The organism is Leptospira ellinghausenii, assembly GCF_003114815.1.
GTDB lineage: Bacteria > Spirochaetota > Leptospiria > Leptospirales > Leptospiraceae > Leptospira_A > Leptospira_A ellinghausenii.
Genome location: NZ_BFAZ01000009.1, coordinates 1,348,057 through 1,370,415, shown reverse-complemented (window position 1 = coordinate 1,370,415; position 22,359 = coordinate 1,348,057). Strand labels below are relative to the sequence as shown.

Annotated in this window: 25 protein-coding genes; 16 read left to right on the top strand and 9 right to left on the bottom strand. The window is 36.5% G+C overall.

Translation table 11 applies throughout. The annotated features are described in order from the left end of the window. Positions 1-2: 2 nt before the first annotated feature. Both flgK and flgN read right to left on the bottom strand, forming a co-directional pair. Positions 3-1,916, bottom strand: a complete 1,914-nt coding sequence (gene flgK / locus DI076_RS15025; RefSeq protein WP_108960567.1) for a flagellar hook-associated protein FlgK — start codon at positions 1,914-1,916, stop codon at positions 3-5. 9 nt (positions 1,917-1,925) lie between these two features. Next, entirely contained in the window at positions 1,926-2,438 is a 513-nt protein-coding gene (gene flgN, locus DI076_RS15020) for a flagellar export chaperone FlgN (protein ID WP_100725800.1), read from the bottom strand. Between the two features lie 86 nt (positions 2,439-2,524). On the opposite strand from flgN, the gene DI076_RS15015 reads away from it, so the two are divergent. Further along, positions 2,525-2,704 carry a DUF1289 domain-containing protein gene (locus tag DI076_RS15015; protein WP_108960566.1) on the top strand — a complete coding sequence of 60 codons (180 nt, stop codon included), beginning with the start codon at positions 2,525-2,527 and terminating at the stop codon, positions 2,702-2,704. A gap of 1 nt (position 2,705) precedes the next feature. Here the strand turns inward: DI076_RS15015 and DI076_RS15010 are convergent, their stop codons facing one another. After that, a complete protein-coding gene (locus DI076_RS15010) occupies positions 2,706-2,993 on the bottom strand; it encodes an LIC10235 family protein (RefSeq protein ID WP_108960565.1) in 288 nt (95 codons plus the stop codon). A 214-nt stretch (positions 2,994-3,207) separates the two neighbouring features. On the opposite strand from DI076_RS15010, the gene DI076_RS15005 reads away from it, so the two are divergent. Further along, on the top strand, positions 3,208-3,543 hold the full coding sequence (locus DI076_RS15005; protein WP_100716889.1) for an Mpo1-like protein: 336 nt from the start codon (positions 3,208-3,210) through the stop codon (positions 3,541-3,543). Between the two features lies 1 nt (position 3,544). Next, positions 3,545-4,135, top strand: a complete 591-nt coding sequence (locus DI076_RS15000) for a hypothetical protein (RefSeq protein WP_108961001.1) — start codon at positions 3,545-3,547, stop codon at positions 4,133-4,135. On the opposite strand, the gene aat is transcribed toward DI076_RS15000, so the two are convergent. After that, positions 4,113-4,778, bottom strand: a complete 666-nt coding sequence (gene aat / locus DI076_RS14995; protein WP_108960564.1) for a leucyl/phenylalanyl-tRNA--protein transferase — start codon at positions 4,776-4,778, stop codon at positions 4,113-4,115. The genes DI076_RS15000 and aat overlap by 23 nt on opposite strands. Next, on the bottom strand, positions 4,775-5,506 hold the full coding sequence (locus tag DI076_RS14990; RefSeq protein ID WP_108960563.1) for a hypothetical protein: 732 nt from the start codon (positions 5,504-5,506) through the stop codon (positions 4,775-4,777). Before DI076_RS14990 ends, aat begins: the two co-directional genes overlap by 4 nt. Positions 5,507-5,518: 12 nt before the next feature. On the opposite strand from DI076_RS14990, the gene DI076_RS14985 reads away from it, so the two are divergent. The 13 genes from DI076_RS14985 (at position 5,519) to DI076_RS14925 (ending at position 18,314) form a co-directional block, all read left to right on the top strand. Further along, positions 5,519-6,691: a hypothetical protein gene (locus DI076_RS14985; RefSeq protein WP_108960562.1), complete on the top strand. Its 1,173-nt coding sequence runs from the start codon at positions 5,519-5,521 to the stop codon at positions 6,689-6,691. Continuing rightward, positions 6,688-7,062, top strand: a complete 375-nt coding sequence (locus DI076_RS14980) for a hypothetical protein (RefSeq protein ID WP_100716893.1) — start codon at positions 6,688-6,690, stop codon at positions 7,060-7,062. The genes DI076_RS14985 and DI076_RS14980 overlap by 4 nt, the downstream gene beginning before the upstream one ends. An 86-nt stretch (positions 7,063-7,148) precedes the next feature. Next, complete coding sequence (locus tag DI076_RS14975; RefSeq protein ID WP_108961000.1) at positions 7,149-7,631, top strand: RNA polymerase sigma factor; 483 nt, start codon at positions 7,149-7,151, stop codon at positions 7,629-7,631. Then, on the top strand, positions 7,615-7,971 hold the full coding sequence (locus DI076_RS14970; protein WP_108960561.1) for a hypothetical protein: 357 nt from the start codon (positions 7,615-7,617) through the stop codon (positions 7,969-7,971). Before DI076_RS14975 ends, DI076_RS14970 begins: the two co-directional genes overlap by 17 nt. Before the next feature lie 6 nt (positions 7,972-7,977). After that, on the top strand, positions 7,978-8,358 hold the full coding sequence (locus DI076_RS14965; RefSeq protein WP_108960560.1) for a hypothetical protein: 381 nt from the start codon (positions 7,978-7,980) through the stop codon (positions 8,356-8,358). Positions 8,359-8,429: 71 nt separating this feature from the next. Next, complete coding sequence (locus tag DI076_RS14960) at positions 8,430-9,104, top strand: response regulator (RefSeq protein WP_108960559.1); 675 nt, start codon at positions 8,430-8,432, stop codon at positions 9,102-9,104. Next, complete coding sequence (locus DI076_RS14955) at positions 9,097-10,461, top strand: HAMP domain-containing sensor histidine kinase (RefSeq protein ID WP_108960558.1); 1,365 nt, start codon at positions 9,097-9,099, stop codon at positions 10,459-10,461. Before DI076_RS14960 ends, DI076_RS14955 begins: the two co-directional genes overlap by 8 nt. Before the next feature lie 51 nt (positions 10,462-10,512). Further along, positions 10,513-11,667, top strand: coding sequence for a bifunctional glutamate N-acetyltransferase/amino-acid acetyltransferase ArgJ (gene argJ / locus DI076_RS14950; protein ID WP_108960557.1), 1,155 nt, complete (start codon positions 10,513-10,515; stop codon positions 11,665-11,667). Then, positions 11,664-12,932 (top strand): hypothetical protein, encoded by a 1,269-nt coding sequence (locus DI076_RS14945; RefSeq protein WP_108960556.1) that lies wholly within the window; start codon positions 11,664-11,666, stop codon positions 12,930-12,932. Before argJ ends, DI076_RS14945 begins: the two co-directional genes overlap by 4 nt. Beyond that, complete coding sequence (locus DI076_RS14940; protein ID WP_108960555.1) at positions 12,929-15,298, top strand: PP2C family protein-serine/threonine phosphatase; 2,370 nt, start codon at positions 12,929-12,931, stop codon at positions 15,296-15,298. The genes DI076_RS14945 and DI076_RS14940 overlap by 4 nt, the downstream gene beginning before the upstream one ends. 15 nt (positions 15,299-15,313) lie before the next feature. Further along, the gene (locus DI076_RS14935) at positions 15,314-16,195 is read left to right on the top strand and encodes a M50 family metallopeptidase (RefSeq protein ID WP_108960554.1); all 882 of its coding nucleotides are present in this window, start codon (positions 15,314-15,316) and stop codon (positions 16,193-16,195) included. 57 nt (positions 16,196-16,252) lie between these two features. After that, on the top strand, positions 16,253-17,185 hold the full coding sequence (locus tag DI076_RS14930; protein WP_108960553.1) for a UDP-glucuronic acid decarboxylase family protein: 933 nt from the start codon (positions 16,253-16,255) through the stop codon (positions 17,183-17,185). Between the two features lies 1 nt (position 17,186). Next, positions 17,187-18,314 (top strand): Re/Si-specific NAD(P)(+) transhydrogenase subunit alpha, encoded by a 1,128-nt coding sequence (locus DI076_RS14925; protein ID WP_108960552.1) that lies wholly within the window; start codon positions 17,187-17,189, stop codon positions 18,312-18,314. Between the two features lie 135 nt (positions 18,315-18,449). Here the strand turns inward: DI076_RS14925 and DI076_RS14920 are convergent, their stop codons facing one another. From DI076_RS14920 to DI076_RS14905, 4 genes are read right to left on the bottom strand one after another with little or no spacing between them, the layout of a single operon-like run. Then, positions 18,450-19,367, bottom strand: a complete 918-nt coding sequence (locus DI076_RS14920) for a lysophospholipid acyltransferase family protein (protein ID WP_108960551.1) — start codon at positions 19,365-19,367, stop codon at positions 18,450-18,452. Continuing rightward, positions 19,364-19,897: a phosphatase PAP2 family protein gene (locus tag DI076_RS14915; RefSeq protein WP_108960550.1), complete on the bottom strand. Its 534-nt coding sequence runs from the start codon at positions 19,895-19,897 to the stop codon at positions 19,364-19,366. Before DI076_RS14915 ends, DI076_RS14920 begins: the two co-directional genes overlap by 4 nt. Continuing rightward, a complete protein-coding gene (gene hisS / locus DI076_RS14910) occupies positions 19,894-21,207 on the bottom strand; it encodes a histidine--tRNA ligase (protein ID WP_108960549.1) in 1,314 nt (437 codons plus the stop codon). Before hisS ends, DI076_RS14915 begins: the two co-directional genes overlap by 4 nt. Before the next feature lie 26 nt (positions 21,208-21,233). Then, positions 21,234-22,358 carry a DUF1577 domain-containing protein gene (locus DI076_RS14905; RefSeq protein ID WP_108960548.1) on the bottom strand — a complete coding sequence of 375 codons (1,125 nt, stop codon included), beginning with the start codon at positions 22,356-22,358 and terminating at the stop codon, positions 21,234-21,236. Between the last annotated feature and the right edge of the window lies 1 nt (position 22,359).

Genomic DNA, 22,359 nt, shown 5'->3' with positions numbered 1-22,359 from the left:
GATTATACACCTAACCTATTGATGATGGTATCTAACATTTCATTGAGTGTGGAGATCATCCGAGCCGAGGCATTATAAGATTGTTGGAACTGAACCATATTGGCCATCTCCTCATCTAAGTTCACACCCATTACCGACTGCCGCATGTTTTCTAGTTCCACCATAAGTTCGTTTTGAGTAGTATACTCTTGTTTTGCTTCACGAGCTTCGGTTCCCAGTCTTGAAATCAGTGAGTTGTAAAAATCATCCGTTGTTTTGGAATAATCAAACATCACTGGTTTTTCGCGAAGGGCCGCTGCTATCAGAAGTGCATTGGATCCGTCTTTTTGACCGTTTGGTGAATTGTAATCACCGGAACCATTCACATCCTTACCCCGACCAGCTGCAATGTTTGCAGGGTTATTTCTCACATCGTCAGACATCTTAAAAAAAGAAGATGGGTGGTACATCGGTGTGAGTGTGATGTCTTGGGCATTGGATTGGAACTTATTGATCTCACCAATTTTACGGTAATCAAAGGATCCCGATATTCCTGAGGCAGTCAAAATTCCAGTGAGACCTACCAGGAGTTCTCCAGAATCTTCCAAGTGGCGGATCATAAAGTTTTCTTTTTTATCGTTTGGGTTTGTTGTGGCTTTTAGCGCCAATTGGTTGTCATGCGACATGTAAGCTACAATACCAGTTTCCGAACGATTGATTCGTTTGATGACTGCATTTAAGGTATCATCTTTGGAATATGGTACTAGGATCTCCGTTTCGCCACCTGGACTTGCTTTTAAAAATCGCATTGTCCCTGAGATTCCAATGGGGCGATCAGGATCGAGTGAAGTGCGACCTGTCACACGAAACACTGCTGTTTTATCGTTGAGTCCATCCCCATCAGTATCAATTTCTCCGAATGTATTCGTGGCAAGTGCCCTTTGTTCAAAGAAGTTCACATTGGTTTTGCCATTCAGACCAAACCCATCTTTATGGATTTCGTTGATCACATCCATGGCGTTGATGGCAAGTGCATCTACAGCATTGATTTTTTCGACAAGGATCCGATCTCGGATTTCATATAGAGCTTGGATACTTCCCTTTCGGAGAAGGACTGTATCTCCAGTTTCAGACCATTTTAAATCAAGTAGTCCATCATTGTTTGGATTTCCTACCAAATCGATTTTATGAACCTTTTGCCCTTGGATGAGGATTTGTTGGCCAATAAAAACCATAAGTTCATCTTCATCACTACGTCCGATGGTGATATCGGCCATACCAGCTAATTCTTGTAAAAGTTCATCACGTCTATCCAAAAGGTCATTGGGATTATCACCTAATGCTTGTGATTTTGTGATTTTTTCGTTTAGAGATTTTATGTTTTCGGAAACAGTATTGAGATGGTTTACTTTTGCTTCAATTTCCCGATTCGATTGGTCACGGAGAAGAGAAAGTTTTCTGTACACATCTTCCATTCGTGATCCAAGTGCTTCTGCTTTTTCTTGTACGACGGCACGGTGAGCAGTCTCTTCTGGATAGTTCGAAAGGTCTTCCCATGAAGACCAAAACTGATCCATCATGGACCTAAGTGTGGTTCCCGTTGGTTCATTAAAAACTGTTTCTACTTGGTACAAATAATCATTTTTTTTGCCCCAATATTCTTTTAAGGAAGAGGAATCTATGATGCGATCATCAATAAAATTATCACGAACTCGTTCAATCTCAGAAATTTTTACCCCTTGGCCAATTTGGCCAGGAACTTCTGCACGATTGAAGGCAGGATCATAAATCGGATCCATACTGTTCATGACAACTCGTTGACGCGCATAATGTTTGTTATCCGCGTTGGAAATATTATGACCTGTGGTTTGGATAGCCTGTTGGTGGACCGAAAGTCCTCGTTTTCCGATTTCTATACCTTGGAATGTTGATCCCATACGATTCTCCTAGGCAGTCGCGTTCAAAATGATCGCGCCTTTTTGGCTCTGCCCACGCCTTGTTGGTTGTTTGTGAGAGGTATACACCTTTTCACGGGATAACTCTTGAAGTGAGTCAACAGTTGCTTGTAAAAATTCTTTTCTGGTTCGTAACAGTTTGTCATTGGTGATGATAGCGTCTTTTAAATCTGCCACTACCTTCTTTAATTCTAACGCAAAGGTTTTGAGTTTAAAATTGGACTCGCGGTCCATTTGGTTTAAAAAATGAGTGAGTGTGATGGAAGATTCGTCTTTTTGAAACTTTTCCTTTTCATAGACATCTTCTATAGTTTTCATCCGAATTCGTTCCAATTCCGATGCTTCTACCATGATATGATAACTTTCTTTGACAAAGGACTCGAGTGATTTGCCGTCCGCTTGGTGGATGGCATTTCTTTTTTTGCCTTCCAAATCCAAAAGGCGCTTGTAACAGTCTATTTCTGTAGTAAATAAACTTCTAAGTGATTCTACCCAATCCAACATGCGAATTCCTTTTCCCTTATGGGAAGGATCGACGGATTCCCAAACTAGCTTAGGAAAATTTATAAAAATTTACTATTTTCAGGTCTATGTCTCGAAAATCACCATGTATTAAAATCTGTATGATGGATCCAGAATCTGGGTTTTGTGCTGGTTGTTACCGAACAATCGAAGAAATCGGGGCTTGGTCCAGTATGACCGATGAGGAAAAAGAAGCAGTCTGGCAGGAGCTCCCGCATCGAAAGGCGGGAAACTCTACCAAAGAATAGATTACTTAGAACCTTTATCAATCTTATTGCGGTGTTCCTCACAGAGTCTATAAAGTTGATCTGTCGATGGATTTTTCTTTGTGACTTTTTTTCCGCATACAATACACAAACCTTGTGCTCTTCTTCTTTTGTATAACAATTGAACTCGTTCGGCACCTGATAAATTGTATTTACTGATTTGAAGACGAACTCCTTTTACCAAATAACTTCCGATGGCAGACTCCTCTCCTTTTTTTAGTTCGGAAAAAATCTTGTTTAACTCATCCGGTTTAATCGATTTAGGCTTCATACATTCTCCTACTTTTTGCTAAATTTAACTCTCTGTTAGATTCTAAATGTTAATGCACATTAGTTTGTACCCACTAACGTGCAACTCTATTTTAAAATCATATCTGAATTCTCGAATATAGTTTCAAAAACTAGGGACAAACTCTAATATTTGGAATGATTTTTGTGTTGGCAAAGTGAAAAGATCGACTAAGGTTTAGAGAAAGGACCAATTTATGGAAAAGAAGTACAAAACACTCAAAGATTTTTTCCCATTCTATTTAGAAGAACATAGCCATCCGTTTAACCGTGCGTTACATTTTGTAGGCTCAAGTCTTGCTTTAGGTTGTATTTTAGGATTTATCGCAACTGCTAAGTTGTATATCTTAGGTTTGGCACTTGTTAGTGGGTATTTCTTTGCATGGATCGGACATTTCTTTGTCGAAAAAAATCGCCCTGCAACATTTACTTACCCGATTTATTCCTTTGTTTCTGATTGGATGATGTACTTCAAAATGTTAACGGGACGTATTGATGTTGAATTTGCCAAAATTAAGTCAAAACAAAATTAAGATGAATCTAGTTCTCAATTTGATGATAACTCTTGTTTTGCTCTCGGGTTGTCGCCCGAGAGAAATCACGAAAGAAGAAATCACTTCCTTACGTGATCAAAACACAAGTTCCCTCATTCCTTTTGCGGAAACAATTTTGCCAAAGATACTGGGAACAGAATTTAAAAACATCGAATCATCGCTTAACAAAGACAAACAGAACGAAGTTCATATCACATATGGTAGTAACAGTGCTTTAACATTCAATGATCCATCTGAGTACCGCAAGGTGATGACCGAATACCATAGTTTGGTTTTATTACGCATTGGATATGTATTGAACCTTCACCATTTTGATTTATTGTCACTTAGCCTTTCCAAACCTTTCTTCATCCAAGGGGAAAAAAATCCAGAAACAGAAATCCAAGAAGCTGAGATTTACCGAACTACGATGAAACAAATGGAGATTACAAAGTTCTTTGAGAACCATCCAAACTTCGATCCATTCAAAGCACCGATGATTGGAGAAAAAGAATGGGAAGGGGTAACAGAAGAATTACAAAAACTTTGGAAAGTAGATTTAGATGAAATCAGTCGTGTGAAAGTGGAATGACCCAAGGAACCATATCTTTGATTGCACGTTCCAATCGATCCAAATAAGAGAGTTTGGGAATTTCATAAGCGCCCAATTGCCAAGTCACGTGGTTGAGCTGTTGGGTGTCAAATAACTCAAAATTTGATTCTTTCAGTTTTGCAAACAAATGAAAGAGGCCAATTTTTCCTGCATCAGATTCAAAGGAAAACATACTTTCCCCAGCAAAAAACTTGCCGATCGCAACTCCATACACTCCACCCACTAAAACATTTTCAGCATTCCATACTTCCACTGAATGCGCCCAACCTTTTTTGTGGAGTTCCAAATAACCATCGATAAAACCAGGAGTGATCCAGGTGTTATCCTTTTCCCGATAAGAACACGCTTGCATGACAATCGGGAATGCTTCATTAAAACTGATACGAAATTTTTTTTGCCTTACTTTGCGAAGAACGGTTTTAGAAAAATGAACTCGATGAATGTCAAAAATGGCACGAGGATCCAAACAATACCAACGAATAGGATCCTCAGACCAAGGAAAAATGCCATGTGTGTAGGCGTATAACAGCCGATCAACGGAGAAATCACCACCGACCGCAACCAAATCTTCCCTCCAATGCCGAGGGTTTTTAAAAAATTGGTCGAAACTCCTTTTTGTCAAGGTTCCAATACATCCTTTGGATAATCATAAACAATTTTCACTTTCAAACTTTTTCCATTTTCGTCATTGATATTAGAAAGACCTTCGAATTGTAAGATCCGACGAGTTTGCACATCATAAACCAAAAGGAATGGTTTCACAACTTGTTTCAAAAGAAAGTTATCGATTTCTAATCTGAGATAAAGAGCCGGTCTTCCTTTCCACTCACCATCTTTGGTTTTTAAAACTGCAAATTTATAATCATCAAGTTGTACGGGAGCGATGAAGTGAAAAGACATTCTCTCTCCTCTAGACAATGGTTCCCAATTGTTCCTTACAAAATAATCGAATCCTCCGTCCATCACTGCAGGAGATTTGGGAGTATATGTTTTCTCAGAAAGAGGATCTTCTTTTTTACGTTTAAAAAATAGGCGAACTGATTTTCCTTTTACATCGGCTCCTTCCGTATAACCATCTCTATCATCAACGGTTTTAAAGGTTGGTACTTCCGAATTTTGATCAAACTCAATGTGTTTGGAACCAAATACTTTTCCATTCGCATCTTTGTATTGGATTTCGGAGTGAGTGTGTTTTCCATTATTATAATATTCTTTATGATTATCCGAATAAATATACTTTCCTGTGTTTAGTTCATATGCCTTACCAAAATATTGGTATTTAGGTTTTTCTGCCAAAAGAGGCAAAAAGGATGGAAAAACTATGGCGAAAATTAGGATTTTACGTATCATACTCATTAGACCATGAAAAAATATAGACTGACTGACCAAAGGACACTTTTAGGGATAGTTTCCAAACTGACAACTACGGTTCTTCAAGACCGTGACACCAATCAAAAATTCACGCTTACCAATCCAGTTGCGGTCAATGATATCTTAAAATCCGTTCACATCACAATTGAAACGACGGAACCCATGGTCTCAAAACCAAAATCTTTGGTTTGTGTCCTAAAGGAAAATCGTGTGGAACTTCGGGTGAAACCAGTGAACCCATACCAAGACGATTTGTTACAAGTATACGAAATTTTAATCGAACCTTTGGAACGTTCCGCAAAACGAGCATCGATCGAAGATATTTCTGCTTATGATTTGAAGATGGCACAAACCGCAGATTTAGGCACAGTGATTTCCATTTACGGAAAAACCTCGATCATCAACCAAACATTGAACCAGTGGCAAATCCACCTAGAACAAGTGCTAACGAATTTTGGTTATTTTATCAAAAGAGTCCAAATCGGTTTTTATTATGCAGCGGACACCCAGCTTATGGAAGCCCTCGCTACATCCAAAGCTCCATATTACGTCCGTGATGCGAATCGAAGAATTTTTTATACCGATCGAGGATTTTATAGTCCCAAAAAATTGAGTGAAATTTACGTCCGTTCCTATTTGGATTCGTTATTGCTCAGCAATACAAAATCTACACTAATTTTCCCATTTTTTGCCAATGGTAAGGTACTCTTAGGGTACTTTGAAATCATCAGTAATTTACCAGACTTAGGAAACCCGGTTTTACAATCGAATATCGAAGGACCAGAAGGGATTGGCCCCTTACTTAACTTTTTAGACCAAAAAGCGGAAGAATTTGTTTTCCAACTTGAATTTGCCTATGCAAAAGATTGGGAAACAATCATTCGCACAACGCCCGTTAGAGACATTAGCCAAGATGGACGTGGGATTGGAATGACTCTTCCAAAAGGAACAAATATCGATGGAAGACCCGTAGGTTCACCAGTTTCTTTCCAATTAAAAATCAACTCTTCTCCTTACACATTTTTTGGAAGTTTACGAAGTCTAAAAAAAGGAGACAATGATACCACGAATATTGGATTACAAATTTTCCAATGTGACAAATCAGAAGGTATGTCTCTTCTTAGTACATACGCATCAAATTTAATTGGAGAAGCTGTTTCATGACACCCGAGCAGTATGAAACAATCGTTACACTATTAAGAGAAATTCAAAACCAAGGTGGTTCTGATCCTTACCGACTGGCTTTGTATTTAGTTCCCCATATTGGGATCATTTTTGGGACCACATTTTTGTTTTTTTTGTTCCAATGGTGGCATAAACAGAAAATGGCACTGATCCAGTCAGGTCAGTACAAACCTTGGAGTTTTGACATCAGATTGTATTCTTTTTTACTAGGTCTTTTGTTGACATTCACTGGATTTACGTTATCGTTTGTATTTATACTCGTCTTAGGTCGTTCTATGGCGATGTTAGGAGGGTTAATCCCATTCGCAATTGGACTCGGTCTCTTGACCTTTTACAAACTGAGCCGTTAACAGAGACCAAACGGAAATGTAACGACGAAGACTGGAATTCCATCCAGTTGGTTTTACATGGAGATGTTTCTCAATTTGAAGTACTGATGAAACGGTACCAGGGGATGGTATTTTCTCAAGCACGCAAAGCTTTTTTATCGGAAGAGGAAGCAGAGGATTTCACCCAAGAAGTTTTTCTCAAAGCCTACGAATCCTTAAGTCAATTCCGTGGAGAAGCTCAATTTTCTACATGGTTGTTTCAAATTGCAAAATTTCGCTTAACTAAAGTTAACAAAAAGAAATCTCATCTCATCACTGATTGGACAGAAGACGTATCAACTGTTGCAGACAAATCCAAACCTTCAGTTGCCGAAATTTTGGACAAAGAAGAAACTCAGCTCACATTACATTCACTCATCGCAAAACTCCCCAAATCATACCAACTGCCGATCCATTTGCATTATTTTGAGAACAAACCTTTGAAGGAAATTGCGAACGATCTCAATATCAAACTGAACACAATAAAAAGTCATATCTCACGGGGTAAGGAACTTTTAAGAAAATGGTGGTCTCATGAAATTGAAGGATAAAAGGATTATTTTTCCCGAAGGTATTTTCTCTGAGCCAGATCCATTTTTAAAACACATGGAAGTTCCTTCTATCATCAGAGTCAGAGTGTTAAGCCAAATTTTGCCTCTTAAGTTTTTATTCTCTTCTCTCTTTGTTTCCTTTTTGTTATTACTGATTCCGTTCGGAACGATGCTTTTTTCCATCCAACAAGATGAGAGTTCCATTTATTTACTCCCTCTCCTCATCAGTTCGAGTTTGTTTTTTTGTTTTTATTCCTTAGTGCTTGGCTTTTTACTCCTCAACACAAGAATTCCTTTTCTGAATGCATGGAAAGAGAAACTTGGATTTGAAGAGGTTTAAACGTTTGTGAAAGGTCTTTTATTTTCCTTCTTATTTTTATTCGTATCCACATTGTCTGCAGAACCACTCCCATCAGCAGAAGATTTTTTGAACATGGACCTAGACAAGTCGATCCGTTTAGTGGAATCTCTTTCCAAAGAAGAAGCAAAGGTTCTTGTCTCCGATTTACGGTTGGAAGTGAAAAAATCCTATCCAAAAGCAGATCATTTTTACTTTCTCATCTCACATTTAGAAGAAATCCAAGCGATCGAAAAAGAACAAGCGCGATTAAGATCGTTACTCTGGGTCTATGTACTGGCTTTCCTATTGTTCACTGGATTTTTAGGGTTGATACTTCTTCGCCAACGAAAAGCGATCCGAGACATCAACCAAATGCTTGGTAAATGATCGGGAATCGATTTTTTGTCATCATTTTGTATTCTTTTTGTAATGAATCACTGCTATTTTAAAGGCAATTCATGAAAATATTGATCGTAGATGACGAAGAAGACATTGCCGGCCTCATCCAATTTCATTTGGAAGAAGAAGGATTCCAAACGGAAGTTTGCCATAATGGAATGGAAGTCCTCCCTCGTTTAGAAAAAAATCTCCCTGATGGCATTATCTTAGATTTAATGTTACCTGGTATCGGTGGAATGGATCTCTGTAGAAGGATCAAAGAAAAGTACCCACAAATCCCAATCCTAATGGTCACTGCAAAAACAGGCGAAACCGATGTGGTACTGGGACTTGAGTTAGGTGCAGATGATTATATCCGTAAACCTTTTAATATTAGAGAACTGGTAGCACGAGTACGAACTGTTACAAGAAGGACAACAGATCCGAGCCAAGAAGTACAGGGGACAATCACCACTGGAAAAATCCAAATCAATCCAACTGCTCACAAAGTTTTTGTCGAAGGAACCGAGATTGACCTAACGTTAATCGAATTTAAATTATTACAGCTGTTTGCTGGAAATCCAGGAGTTGCCTTTTCACGAGACAAACTTTTAGATAGAATTTGGGGTAAAGACGTTTTTGTCACCGATCGAACAGTAGATGTGAATATCAAACGATTAAGAGATAAACTACTCTCAGAAAAAGAACGACTCGAAACGATCCGCGGAGTCGGTTATCGATTCCGAGATGCGTAGTTTTTTTTCAACACTTCTCCTTCTCAATTGGGGTCTTTTACTTGTACTTTTGACCCTTGCATTGGGTGTATTTTATATTTATGATTTGGTTGTCCCAGCCGTAAGACCACTTATCCTATTTGGTTTTGTACTCATTGCCATATTTGGGACTTTTTATATTTCAACAAACATTGCAATGCGAATCACAGACCCACTTGCAACGGTTGAGAAAAAAACAAAAGAAATCAATGCAGGTGATTTTGGTGTTGAATTGTCATCACCTGACATTCGGGAATTGGCAACACTTGCATCTTCTATCAATGAAATGGCGAGGCGACTTAAAGTTCAATTTTTAGATCTTACCGTTGAAAAGGAAAAATTTAATTACTTACTTCAAAATTTAAAAGAGGGTGTTTTTGCAATTGATAGAAATCATAAATTTCTATTTTTGAATCGAAATATTGCAGAAACCTTAATTGAGAAAAATTCGCAATTCAAAGAATTTATACCCTCAATCAAAAACAAAGAACTGCTTAATTTTATCACCGATAAAATTAAATCTGGAAAAGAAGGAAAAACTGAATTCCAGGATGGACTTCATTTTTACACAGCTAGAATTTATCCTATTAAATCAGATGCCATGGTTCAATTATATATTGGAGTGATATCCGATATTACGGAAGACAGACAAAATCAATTGATAAGAGAACAATTCTTCCAAAACGCATCCCACGAATTAAAAACCCCAATTACATCTATCAAAGGTTATGCGGAAACTTTAGAATATAAACTAAAACTTCCACCTGATTCGAACGAACGAAAATTTTTGGATGCAATTCTTCGAAACACAGATCGGCTCATACGAATTGTAGAAGACATGTTAACAGTTTCAAGATTGGAAAACCACAAAACAGTTTTAAATCTTACAGATGTTTCTATTTTAGAATTGGTCAAAAATGTTTCGGAATCTCTTGGAGTGATTTATTCTCAGAAAAAACAAAACTTGGTTCTCGACATTCCATTTGATCTAAAGGTTCGAGCGGATCGATTGTTATTGGAAGATTTACTTGTAAATTTGATATCAAACGCATCTGCCTATAGCCCAGAAGGTTCCAGTGTCATTGTCAAAGTTTCCACCACTGAAGAACAGAATGTGATCCAAGTTATCGACCAAGGAATTGGTATTTCTTCTGAAGACGCAGAAAGGATTTTTGAACGTTTTTTCAGAGTTGATACCAACCGCTCGCGAAAAGAGGGTGGGACTGGCCTTGGACTTTCCATTGTAAAACACATTGCAAGGTTACATTCTGGTGAAGTTTCTGTGTCTCCCAACCCAAAAGGTGGATCCATTTTCTCCTTTGTTTTTCCTAAAAAATAGATTCTCGTAAGAGAAGTCCCTGGATAGAATATTGGTATCCGGTAGGTAATTATGAAGTATCCTTTGGGATTTTACTCCTTTGGCAAAAATATTGGAATCAAAGATACAAGTTTAGATTTTGCTGTGATTTATTCTGAGGTTCGCTGTTCTGCGGCTGCGGTATTCACTCGGAATAATTTTCCTGGAGCTCCCATTTATGTTGGCCGTGATCATATCAAAGATGGATACTTACAAGCCATCGTCATCAATTCCAAAAATTCCAATGTGGCTACTGGTGAAAAAGGAATCAAGGACTCCTATCAAATTTGTGAAACCTTAGCCAAATCATTGGGGATAACCAAAGAAGATATTTTGCCTTCGTCCACGGGAGTGATTGGTGTTCCTCTTCCTATCGAAAAAATTTTAACTGCCTGCACAACTGCCAAAGAAAACTTAAAACCTGGAAATTTAGATGAAGTAGCTGAAGCCATAATGACGACAGATACAAAGAAAAAAATTTCCTATCGAACATATTCACATAACGGAAATGAAGGTGTGATGTACGGAATTGCAAAAGGTGCAGGTATGATCGAACCTAATATGGCGACGATGTTATCCTATATCCTATGCGATTTTTTACCTGAGTCGAAAGATCTAAAAGGAATTCTAAAACGTGTTGTGGATCGAACTTACAACTGTATCACTATCGATTCGGATACTTCCACGAGTGATACCGTTGTATTAATGTGCTCTGGTAAACTAGGAATCATCCCCGATCAGGATTTTGAATCTATGTTAAAAGACATAGCCACAGAACTTTCGAAAAAAATTGCAAGAGATGGTGAGGGTGCGAGTAAATTAATTGAACTGACTGTTAAAAATGGAAGAGACGATCTCCAAGTTACAAAGATTGGAAAATCAATTTTAAACTCACCTCTCGTCAAAACCGCTATTTACGGAGGGGATCCAAACTGGGGACGTTTCATCATGGCAATTGGTAAAGTTTTTGACGAACCAATTCCATATGATCACTTAGAAATCCAATTGGGTGGGATTTCCGTTAAAGGTGCAAGTAATGAGACCAAATCAAAGTTAGCCGAATATTTAAAATCAAATGAAGAAATTTTCATTACGGTTGAACTCAATACTGGTAACTTTCAAAAAACTTTTTGGAGTTGTGACTTTACGGAAGGATACATCCAAGAAAATGCCTATTACACAACATGAGTTTAAATAAAATAAGAAATACATTGAAATTTTTTTTACCGTCAAGTTACCAATTAAAACTTTCGGTTACAAACTTATTCACTCGATCTGTTTTTATTTTATTAGTGTATGTTTCTTATTTCATCATTTTAGTTCAGATACCTGAAACCATGTCATATCGATTGGAATTAGCACTTCTTTTGACAAGTGCTTTTGCTCTAATTTTATATCTGCCATTGATTGAACGATTAGCAAGGTATATGCGAACAAAGTTTTTGTCAGAATATTTGACTGAAGACGCAGAGTCTTATCGCCAAGCCATCAAACGATTTAATTTCGATGCGTTGATTAAAAATGTTTTTCCCGATATGGTGAAAATTACTGGCAGTCAATCCGGTACGATGGCAGTTTTAACTCAAAATGGAACCTTTGCTTTTCACTCCTACTTTCGTGGAAGACAAAAAAAATTAAGTCCAACAAAAGACATTTTAGTAAAATCGAGTTTTCAATCGTTTTTATTAGCAAATCGTAATGGAGCATCCGTTGCAAATACATTCTCAAATGAAAACATTAACAATGACTTCATGGAATTACATGCCAATTATATTTATCCATTTATCTTTCGAGAAAAATTATTTGGATTCATTGCAGTATCCAATATTCCAAATTCAGACGCCAGTCACAGTTTGTCCTTATTAGCAGGTCAATCCGCACTTACAATTCATAATCATATCCTCTCTTATCACATCTCTGAAAATAAAAAGTACCAAAAAGAAGCGGAGTATGCTGTACGTGTACAAAATTTATTAGAAACAGGAACAATTCCGAATATTCTTGGTTGGGAGATTATACCTTTTAAACGAACCAATCGAAACTTAATAGAATTTTTTCAAGTAGAGGATGGTAGTTGGTTTTTTGTCATTTTAAATGCAGGAAAATCATACCAACATATTGGCATTATTCTTTCTTATATTTTAGGAGTGGTATACTCACAATCTAGATTAAAATTACTGAAGGGTTTTTCTGATATTAAAACACTCATCCAATCCACCTTTCAAAAGTTAGACTGGAAAGAAAACTATGAAATGATCATAGGTAAAATTGGTTATTCTGAACTTTATATCATTCAAGAAGGAAAACAATTTAAGATTATCAGAAATTCGGAAGAAGTTGTGGCGAGTATGGGTTGGAAAAATATGATTAGTATGGACAAAGGCCCCATCATCATACAACAGCGTGGAGAACCTGTATTAAAATTTAATTTTAAAGAGCTGGAAGTCCAATGAGAGAACTGGCAATCACAATCCTCTCCTCTTTACTATTTTTCCTTATCCTGTTTTTTTCGTTTATTGGAATTCAAAATAGTTCAAAAAAACTTCCCTTTTATTATTACCCATCAGGATTGATTGTTAATATTGGTGAAGACAATAGGGCCCATTGGGGAAATTCAATTGTCACTTCCGATTTGGAAAGGTTTGAATCCATTGGTGACTTGTCTGGTATAGATTCCTATACGTTAAAACTTAAAAACTCACAGGGAGAAATTTACGAAGAAGAATTTAAATTAAAGAATATTCGCAAAACAGATGTTCTAGGTGTATTTTTTTCTGATTTATTTTTAGCATTTTTTAGTCTAGCAATTGCTGTTTATTTTTATTATTCAACCAGAGATGCATTAATATTTGGATTTTTCTTTAATTTTGGATTAATTATTTTATCCAATGTATTTGTACTCGCTTTCAAAAATTCCATATTTTTATTCATATTAACCTTATATTTAGGAAGTTTTTTACAATACCATTTAATCTATCGCCTTCGAGGGAAAGAAATTAATTCAAAATGGTTATTACCACAAGTGTTGATATCTTTCATTATGGCAATGATTGCATCACAAGAGAAGTATGATTTAATTCTGATTGAACGAATAGGAATTGTTGCACATGCAATAACTGTTTTATTTGGATCGATAAATATCATTGCAAATGTCGTTGAGTTAATACGATCAAAACCTCAAGAAGAAGCACTTCTAAAACGGTTGGTGTTAGTATTTTCTATTGTCATCTATGTAGCCTTACCTACAAGTATTTTATTTTTTGATGGTTATCCTTGGTTTTATGTTCACCGATCTTTCTTTATATTTACATACTTATTATTTATACTCAGTTTTTTCTATGGTACATATCGTTACACTTTTGTTCCATCGTTTGTAATCTTTACACCGAGTATTATTACTTTAATTTTAGTAGCTATTATTTTAGGAACATATGTTGGATCTATTTTTGTTTTAGATTATCTTTTACCCATCCGTTACTTAAAAGATAGATGGGTTTTTAATTTTATCTTTTTATTTTTAGTAACAGCATATTTAATTCCGCTGAAACTTAAAGTGAAGGAATTTTTCGACTATTGGTTTTTTGAGAAAAATCCAAAACTCAGTGCCGGTATCAATAAAATCACTGCATTGTTATCTTCGCCATTATCAATGAGAAAAACAATTCTCACGATTAACAAAACTGTTAAGGAAACGGTAAATGTTTCTAATTTAATCATCCTTATTCCAGGTGATCAATTTGCAAATACTGATCTCAGAAATATTGATTTTATGAGAATCTCCCCACAATCAGAGATTTGGAATTATTTCAAAAGTACTGATCGTGTCACTGTCACCTCACATTTAGAATATGGAATAGGACTTAGAGAAACACTTTATAATTTTCTGAAAGGATTACATGTTCAATTGGCATTTCCAGCCTATGATTCTTCCTCAAACAAAAAGAATATCCAAGCTATGATTTTAATCGGAGAAAAATTAGATAAAAAATATTTTTCCATTGGAGAATTAAAATTCATTAATGAAGTTGTGAAAATTTCAGGAATGTTACTTGAAAACTATAGTTTATTGGAAGATGAAATTCAAAAACGTAAAATTGTAAGAGATATACAAACAGCTTCCATTGTCGACAACACCTTACGATTGATCCTACCAAGTGAAGTAAAAGGTATTGATTACGGTTATATATCAAAACCCGCTGTTGGTATTTCAGGAGATTACTTAGATATCATCCCTATTTCTAATACCAAAATGATTGTTTTGTTAGGTGATGTTGCTGGTCATGGACTTGGAACTGGATTTTTAGTGAGTGCCATTAAAGGTATTGTGAGAGAACAACTTAGAAATGGTACTTCGCTGGAAGGATTATTCCGAGAAATTAATTCCTTTTTTCGTGCGAGATACAAAGGGAATGAATTTATGACCTTGCTTGGTGGAATATTCGACTCCACAGAAAATGTATTTAAATATGTAAATGCAGGACATCTTTCCTTGATAGAAATGCGTGCTGATGGGCAAATCAAATTACATTCTAAAACCCAACGAGTGTTAGGTATTTTGGAAACTGATTACCATGTTCAAGAATTAAAACTTTTACCAGGAACGAAACTATTTTTATATTCGGATGGGATTACAGAAGCCTTTAGTGAACGCGATGAAATATTCGGAGAGGACACTCTTATTGATTTTTTGCATTATAATGCAGACAAAACGGTCAAAGAACTTCCCTCATTCCTCGACCAAAGAATGACACAATTCAGAGGAAATCGGGAACAATCAGACGATATTACATTTATTGGTCTTTCTTTTAGCCCCAACTAGCCGATACTTAAACCGATGATGGCAGAAAAACCTGTTAAATTTGTCATTTTTTTATCGCTCATCCTTAGTTTAGTCGCGTTTTGGGACCACCAATTCACTTCTTACTTAAAAGAGTTTGTGGTTTTGATTCACGAAATCTGCCATGCGACGGCCGCTCTTTTTAGCGGTGGTGTTGTGAAAGGAATCGCTCTACACGGTAATGAGGGTGGAGAGACCATTGCAGTTCCTGCATCCTTTCGAGGTTCTTTTATCTTAGTTGTATCTGCAGGATACATTGGATCATCCATTGTTGGAGCATTTTTGTTACGTTTGGGATTCCAAGGCCGACATGCTCGCCAAACAATGATTTTGTTTGGTTTGTTTTTGATTTCTGTCAGCGTGTTATATTCAAAATTAGGTGATCTAGCTTATTTTACAGGTATTTTCTGGGGAGTTGGAATTTTAGTTTTAGGAATGTTAGGCGAAACTACTTCGATCCTATCCCTAGTTTTTTTAGGTACCAGCATTTCATTGTATTCTTTATATGATTTATCTGATTTTGCGGAACGACTCGCAGAAACCGACGCGGGAATCCTTGCCTTTTGGATGGCAGGCCTTGGACCTGAAGATTTACAAAATGAAGAAATTCCAACAGTGGTTTTGATTTTGGGATATTTGATCGCAACACTTTGGTCATTGCTTAGCATTGGGATCATTTTTATGTCTCTCCGAACTTCTCTTTCTCACGATGAAGTCCACCATTCTCCAGATCCTGTGGAACAATTTGAACGATTCCCAGGAGAACTATCACCCGAAGCCAAACTTTGGTTGGAAAAACGAGGGGTTGATCCAGAAAGTGGGATCGTTTTGCCTCCAAATTTCTTCTTAGACCCTCCATCGAAAGACAACCAAGGTTAGTCCATATCGCAAATTTTCATTTGCGTAGGACACCGACTTCACAAATATAGAATCTCAATGGCAAAAAGAATTCTCATAACGGGGGGAGCTGGGTTCATCGGGTCTCATTTAGCAGAAAGACTGCTCAATGCTGGAAACAAAATCATTGTTTTAGACAATTTTCACACTGGTAGAAAAGAAAATCTCACTCACCTGCTTTCAAATCCAAATTTTGAACTCATCCGTCACGACATCACAGATCCAATCAAATTAGAAGTGGATCAAATTTATAACATGGCATGTCCTGCATCGCCTGTCCATTACCAAAGTAACCCCATCAAAACAGTAAAAACAAACGTTTTAGGTATGATGAATATGTTGGGTCTTGCCAAACGAGTCAAAGCAAGGATCCTACAAGCAAGTACTTCGGAAGTTTATGGCAATCCACTAGAACACCCTCAAACGGAGTCGTATTGGGGAAATGTGAATACAATCGGAATTCGTAGTTGTTATGATGAAGGGAAACGAGTGGCAGAAACTTTGTGTTTTGATTATCACAGACAACATGGGGTTGAAATCCGAGTCATTCGCATTTTTAATACCTATGGCCCAAGAATGATTCCAGATGATGGACGTGTTGTTAGTAATTTTATCGTACAAGCGTTACGTGGAGAAGACATCACGATTTATGGTGATGGAAGCCAAACTCGGTCTTTTTGTTTTGTAGATGATCTCGTAAAAGGTATCATTGATATGATGAACGTTGAAAATTTTGTGGGTCCAGTGAATCTAGGCAACGACGGTGAATTTACTGTCAAAGAACTAGCAGAACTAGTGATCAAAGAAACTGGAAGTAAATCAAAAATAATTTACCTACCACTTCCGCAAGATGATCCAACAAGAAGAAAACCAAACTTAAGTTTGGCGAAAGAAAAACTGAATTATACTACCACTGTTCCACTCGTGGAAGGTGTAAAAAAAACCATCGAATATTTTAGCAAAAGAGTATAAAATGAAAATAGGCGTAATCAAAGAACCATCGTATGAAAACAGAGTTGCAATCACTCCAGACCTGATTGATCCATTGAAAAAGTTAGGCTTCAGTGTTGCGATTGAAACTTCAGCTGGAGACAGCGCATTTTTCTCAGACCAAGACTATAAAGATGTTGGTGCTACCGTGGAATCGAGAGATTCAATTTTATCTGGCTCCGATATCGTAATTTCCATTCATGCATTAGATGAAGTGAGTGCTAAAAAAATTGGAAAGGATAAAATGTACATCGCTACATTATCACCATTGGCTTTCCCTAAAAAAGTGAAAGAAATTGCAGCAGCTTCATTCAAAATCTTTTCGATGGATACAATCCCAAGGATTACACGAGCTCAATCTATGGATGTACTCAGTAGCCAAGCAACCGTATCTGGTTACAAAGCGGTTTTACTTGCTGCATCTAACTATAGTCGATTTTTTCCAATGTTAACTACTGCTGCCGGTACAATTACACCTGCACGTGTATTAATCCTGGGAGCAGGAGTTGCAGGTTTGCAAGCTATAGCAACCTCACGTCGTTTAGGTGCTGTTGTTGATGTTTTTGATACTCGACCAGAAGTAAAAGAACAGTGTATGTCACTTGGTGCAAAATTTGTGGAAGTAGAAGGTGCAGCAGATGCATCCAATACTGGTGGTTATGCGGTAGAACAATCGGAAGACTACCAAAGACGTCAAAAAGAAGCAATTGCAAAGTTTGCAGAAAAAGCAGATATAATCATTACTACAGCTCTCATTCCTGGAAAACGTGCACCTCTTCTGATCACAAAAGAGATGGTCGATAAAATGAGACAAGGTTCTGTCATTGTGGATCTTGCAGCAGTAAACGGTGGAAATTGTGAATTGACAGAAAATGATAAAACCATTGTATACAAAGGTATCACAATCATTGGAAATTCAAACCTACAAAGTACACAACCAATGGATGCAAGTAAAATGTATGCAAAGAACATTGTGAACTTTCTCAAACTGTTTGTGAACAAAGAAAAACAATTTAATATTAACTTAGAAGATGAAATCATCAATGCATGTATGATAGCTGAAAATGGTTCTATCCGACACAAACCAACACTCGCTCTTTTAGGAGAGTAATCAAAAAAAGGCCAGAAATGTTTCTGGCCTTTTCCTGTTCTCTTGCCTTCAATTCAAAGATAGTCTTTTATCAATTTCTAAATTTGGATCGAATGAATCCAAATCTACAGTTCCTAAAAATCTAAATCTAATTGCCTAGTTTGAATTTGTGTTCGAATCGATCTGTTGGGGTTGGGTTCTCCATCTACGATGTACCCAAAAGTATTGCTCAGGGAATAACTTTACCTCTTCCTCTAAAGTTTTAGTCCAAAGTTCTGTATAATGACGTATCACATCATCCTTTTTAGGATATAACTTTTTATCAACTAAACCAAGGTCTTTTACTCTAACAATTACTTTACCATTTTCACCAGCTAACACAGAATAATATAACATTTTGGCACCAGTGAGATATGCCATGAGTGCTGGACCTACAAACGTAGAGGCTTGTCGATTCATGAATGGAACAAAAATGCCTGCTTTACCAGCGTTTTGGTCTGCACCAAATCCAATCCAGTACCCTTGTTTAAGAAGTTTGATGACTTGTGTGGATTCTTCAACAGGAACTAAAACAACTCCATTTTTAGATCGCATCCGTTTCAGTAAGGTATCAACAAATGGATTTCTTACTTTTTTATAAATACCACCACCCTTCATTCTGATTCCCAAAAACTGAACTAAAATTTCCCATGTACCAAAATGTCCGGAAATTAAAATAACTCCTACACCTTCTCTTTTGGTATCTTCTTCTATTTTTAAGCTAGATTCATCTACTACAAGATATTTATCCAACCAAGCGCGCGTCATACGAGGTGCCCATAGAGTGTGTGCAAGTAAAATTCCCAAATGACGATAATGAGCTTTGACCAAATTTAAAATCTGATCCTCTGAATAATCAGGAAATGCGAAACGAATATTTTCTGCGGCGACTTTTCTATGTTTTTTATCAAATTGATAAATTAAATTAGTTAAAAACATCCCATATGAAAGACACCATTGGTATGGCAAAATCTTAAAGGGAAAATAAAATGAATAAACTACGATGAATGATAAAAAGTATCCAATGTATTTCATAAAGTTACCAAATAAGGCCATAAAAAGAAATGGATTATTACTGCTAAAAGTCCAATCAAAAAACCTATGACCCATCCTCCAATAATATCACTTACAAAGTGGTGTAAGGTGATCAACCTTCCCACTCCTGCAAATAAACTAAACAAAAAGAAATAGGGTGTTTCTCGAAATGCGAAAACAAGTATTGTTGAAACAACAATTGAATTTGCACTATGAGCAGATGGAAACGAATGTTTCATATCTGGATTTGAATCCACTTTTCCCATAACACTCACTAGTGGACGTTTTCTGGCAAAATACTTCTTTAAAACCAAAACCAAACGATCAGTCATATATGTAAAAACTAAAACAAATGGCAAACTAATATAAACTGGTTTGTATATTTCACTTAAAAACATAAGTGGCAATAAAACCAATGCAAACATCTCTCCTCGATTGATTCGAGATAAAATCCAACTAAGGTTTTTATGATGTAAGTGTTTTTGTATCCAAGTGGATAACTTTAAATCTACACTGCTAATCCAATTCATTTCAAAAGCTCTTCTTTTATCTTCTGAAGTGCTTCTGAGAAACTAAATGTAAATTGGTCTCTAGTTGCCATGTCTTTCAATGTGACAGTACCAGCCTTGATTTCGTCCTCACCACGGAGCAAAATCCATCTATATCCTTTTTTTTCCGCATAAGAAAGTTGTTTTCCCATCTTTTGAGATAGTAACGAAACTTCAACATTGATCTTTTCTTTTCGCAATTGTTTAGCAAAATTGTGATTTTCTGCAAAGGAGGAATCATCTAACAGAGGAATGTAGACAGTTGCATCATTCTTAAAACTAGGCAATAGATTATGAACTGTTAAAAAGTTTTGTAAGGTTACATCCCCTAATCCAAAACCAATCCCTGTTAACTCTTCATTGGAAAATAATCCAATGAGATTATCATACCTTCCACCACCATACAAGGAACGTTTATTTTGTGGAGATGAATCGAAGATTTCGAAAATAAATCCTGTATAATAATCGAATCCCCTTACTACAGAAGGATCAAAATGTACAATGTCTTCTAAACCAATCATCTTAATCTCTTGAAACAATCCTTGGATTGCACTCAAAGTTACTTCTTTGATTCCAGGGATATGATTGAGTGTCTCTACTGTTGAATTTAAAAACAAATCAATTTTTGAAACAGCAGAACTATCATTTGGTATTGTTTTGGAAACTAGAGTGATGTATTCCTCTTGTGTTATTTTGTTTTTTTTGTCCAAAATTTTTGAAACTTCATGTGCTTGGTTTGGACTTACTTTTAATCCATCTAACAAAAATTCATCGAGTAATGATCTATGAGAAATGGTAACTTTGAAACTATTTCGAGGAGCACCAAATGCAAAGAGGATGTCACAGGCAAGGGACAAAATTTCTAACTCTGCACGACTCGTTGCAACACCAAACATATCAACGTTTAATTGCCAATGTTCCCTGAGACGTCCATGGCCTGGTTGTTCATAACGCCATAAATTAGGAATGGAAAACCAACGAATTGGCCTTGGTAACTCACGTAATTTTTTTGCCACCATTCTTGCAACAGTTGGAGTCATTTCTGGTCTTATGGCAACTTCGCGATCACCTTTATCGATAAAGTTATAAATTTGTTTCCCTACGATTTCTTCACCAGTTTTTGCTCGGTATAAATCTAAAGATTCGACCATAGGGCCGTCATACTCTTCGTATCCATAAGACCTTACCACGTCTTTCATGACGGAAAAGAGATAATTTCGAAGGCGCATATCCTCAGGATAAAAATCCCGAGTTCCTTTATAATTTTCTGTAGTTAATTTCTGTTCTTTCAATGTTGGCTCCTATCGAACCACGAAGTTTAATTAAAAAAATCAATGAGACTATGGTAAATCTCTTTGGCTTTTTTGTCTCCGCTCACACCAGTGATCCTACCGCCTAAACGGTAAAAATCATTCACTTCTTCCAAATGGCGTAATTCCACTGCCATCCGAATTGGTGCTTGTAATTTAAAATTGATGTCCAAGGTAAACGAAGGTTTCACTTTCAGTGCTTTTACAATTTCCATATCACTGATTTCCAAGGCTACTCCACCCCGAGAAACGTTCAAAACGTTTTGTTTGATATCAAGAATATGGGTATTTGAATCCATAATTCTTTCTTGAAACGTACGTTCAACCTCTTTAAACAAATCCAAAACTTCACTTGGGATTCTTGTTCTTTCGGTTTCTAAAGAGAGGTATGCAAAAAAATGCATTTCTTTCATTTGAATGAATAACGGATAATAAATATACGATCCTATTTTTTTCTTCTTATATTCATTTACTTTATCATCGAGTAAAAACTCATCTTCAAAAGTTTTTTTAGGGTCAAATACCTCATCCGAATTGTATGATTCGAATGTTTCTGTATCCAAAACAAAAATTGGTTTTTTATGTTCCTTCATTAAATCTATTTCATCACTATGTGTTGAAGATGAAATAAAAACCACTTTCGACTGAGGATAGTTCCTAAGAACGGTTTTTTGTATGTCAGAAAGAATGACTTGCGAACTAACGCCAGTTAATTTAGAAAAATCGATATTTGTTTTTGCAATTAAAAAATTGGAAGCAACAACATTCCCTCTTACTTTTTCATTACGAGAATCTTGGCGAGTCGTATACGTTTGTCGACGATCAATTGCCTTTCCAAGTAAAAGATTATCTTTTTGATTTTGGATTTCGTAATCGATTTCTACATGAAAGCTTGGAGTTGCTTGGATTGTAAAAATGGTCTCAATCATTTCTGGCATTGTTTCCAATTCCCAGATATGTGCTCCATCAGGACGTTCCCCTTTAAATTTCACTTTCACTGGGGAATCGTAACCTTTGAGAAACAATCCATTTCCAGCCATCATCTGTTTGAAAAATTCAGGCAAAACACGGACGGCTTCTAAAGGAACATACTCGCGTTCTTGGTCGAAATGGATTTTGACTCGATTGATCATT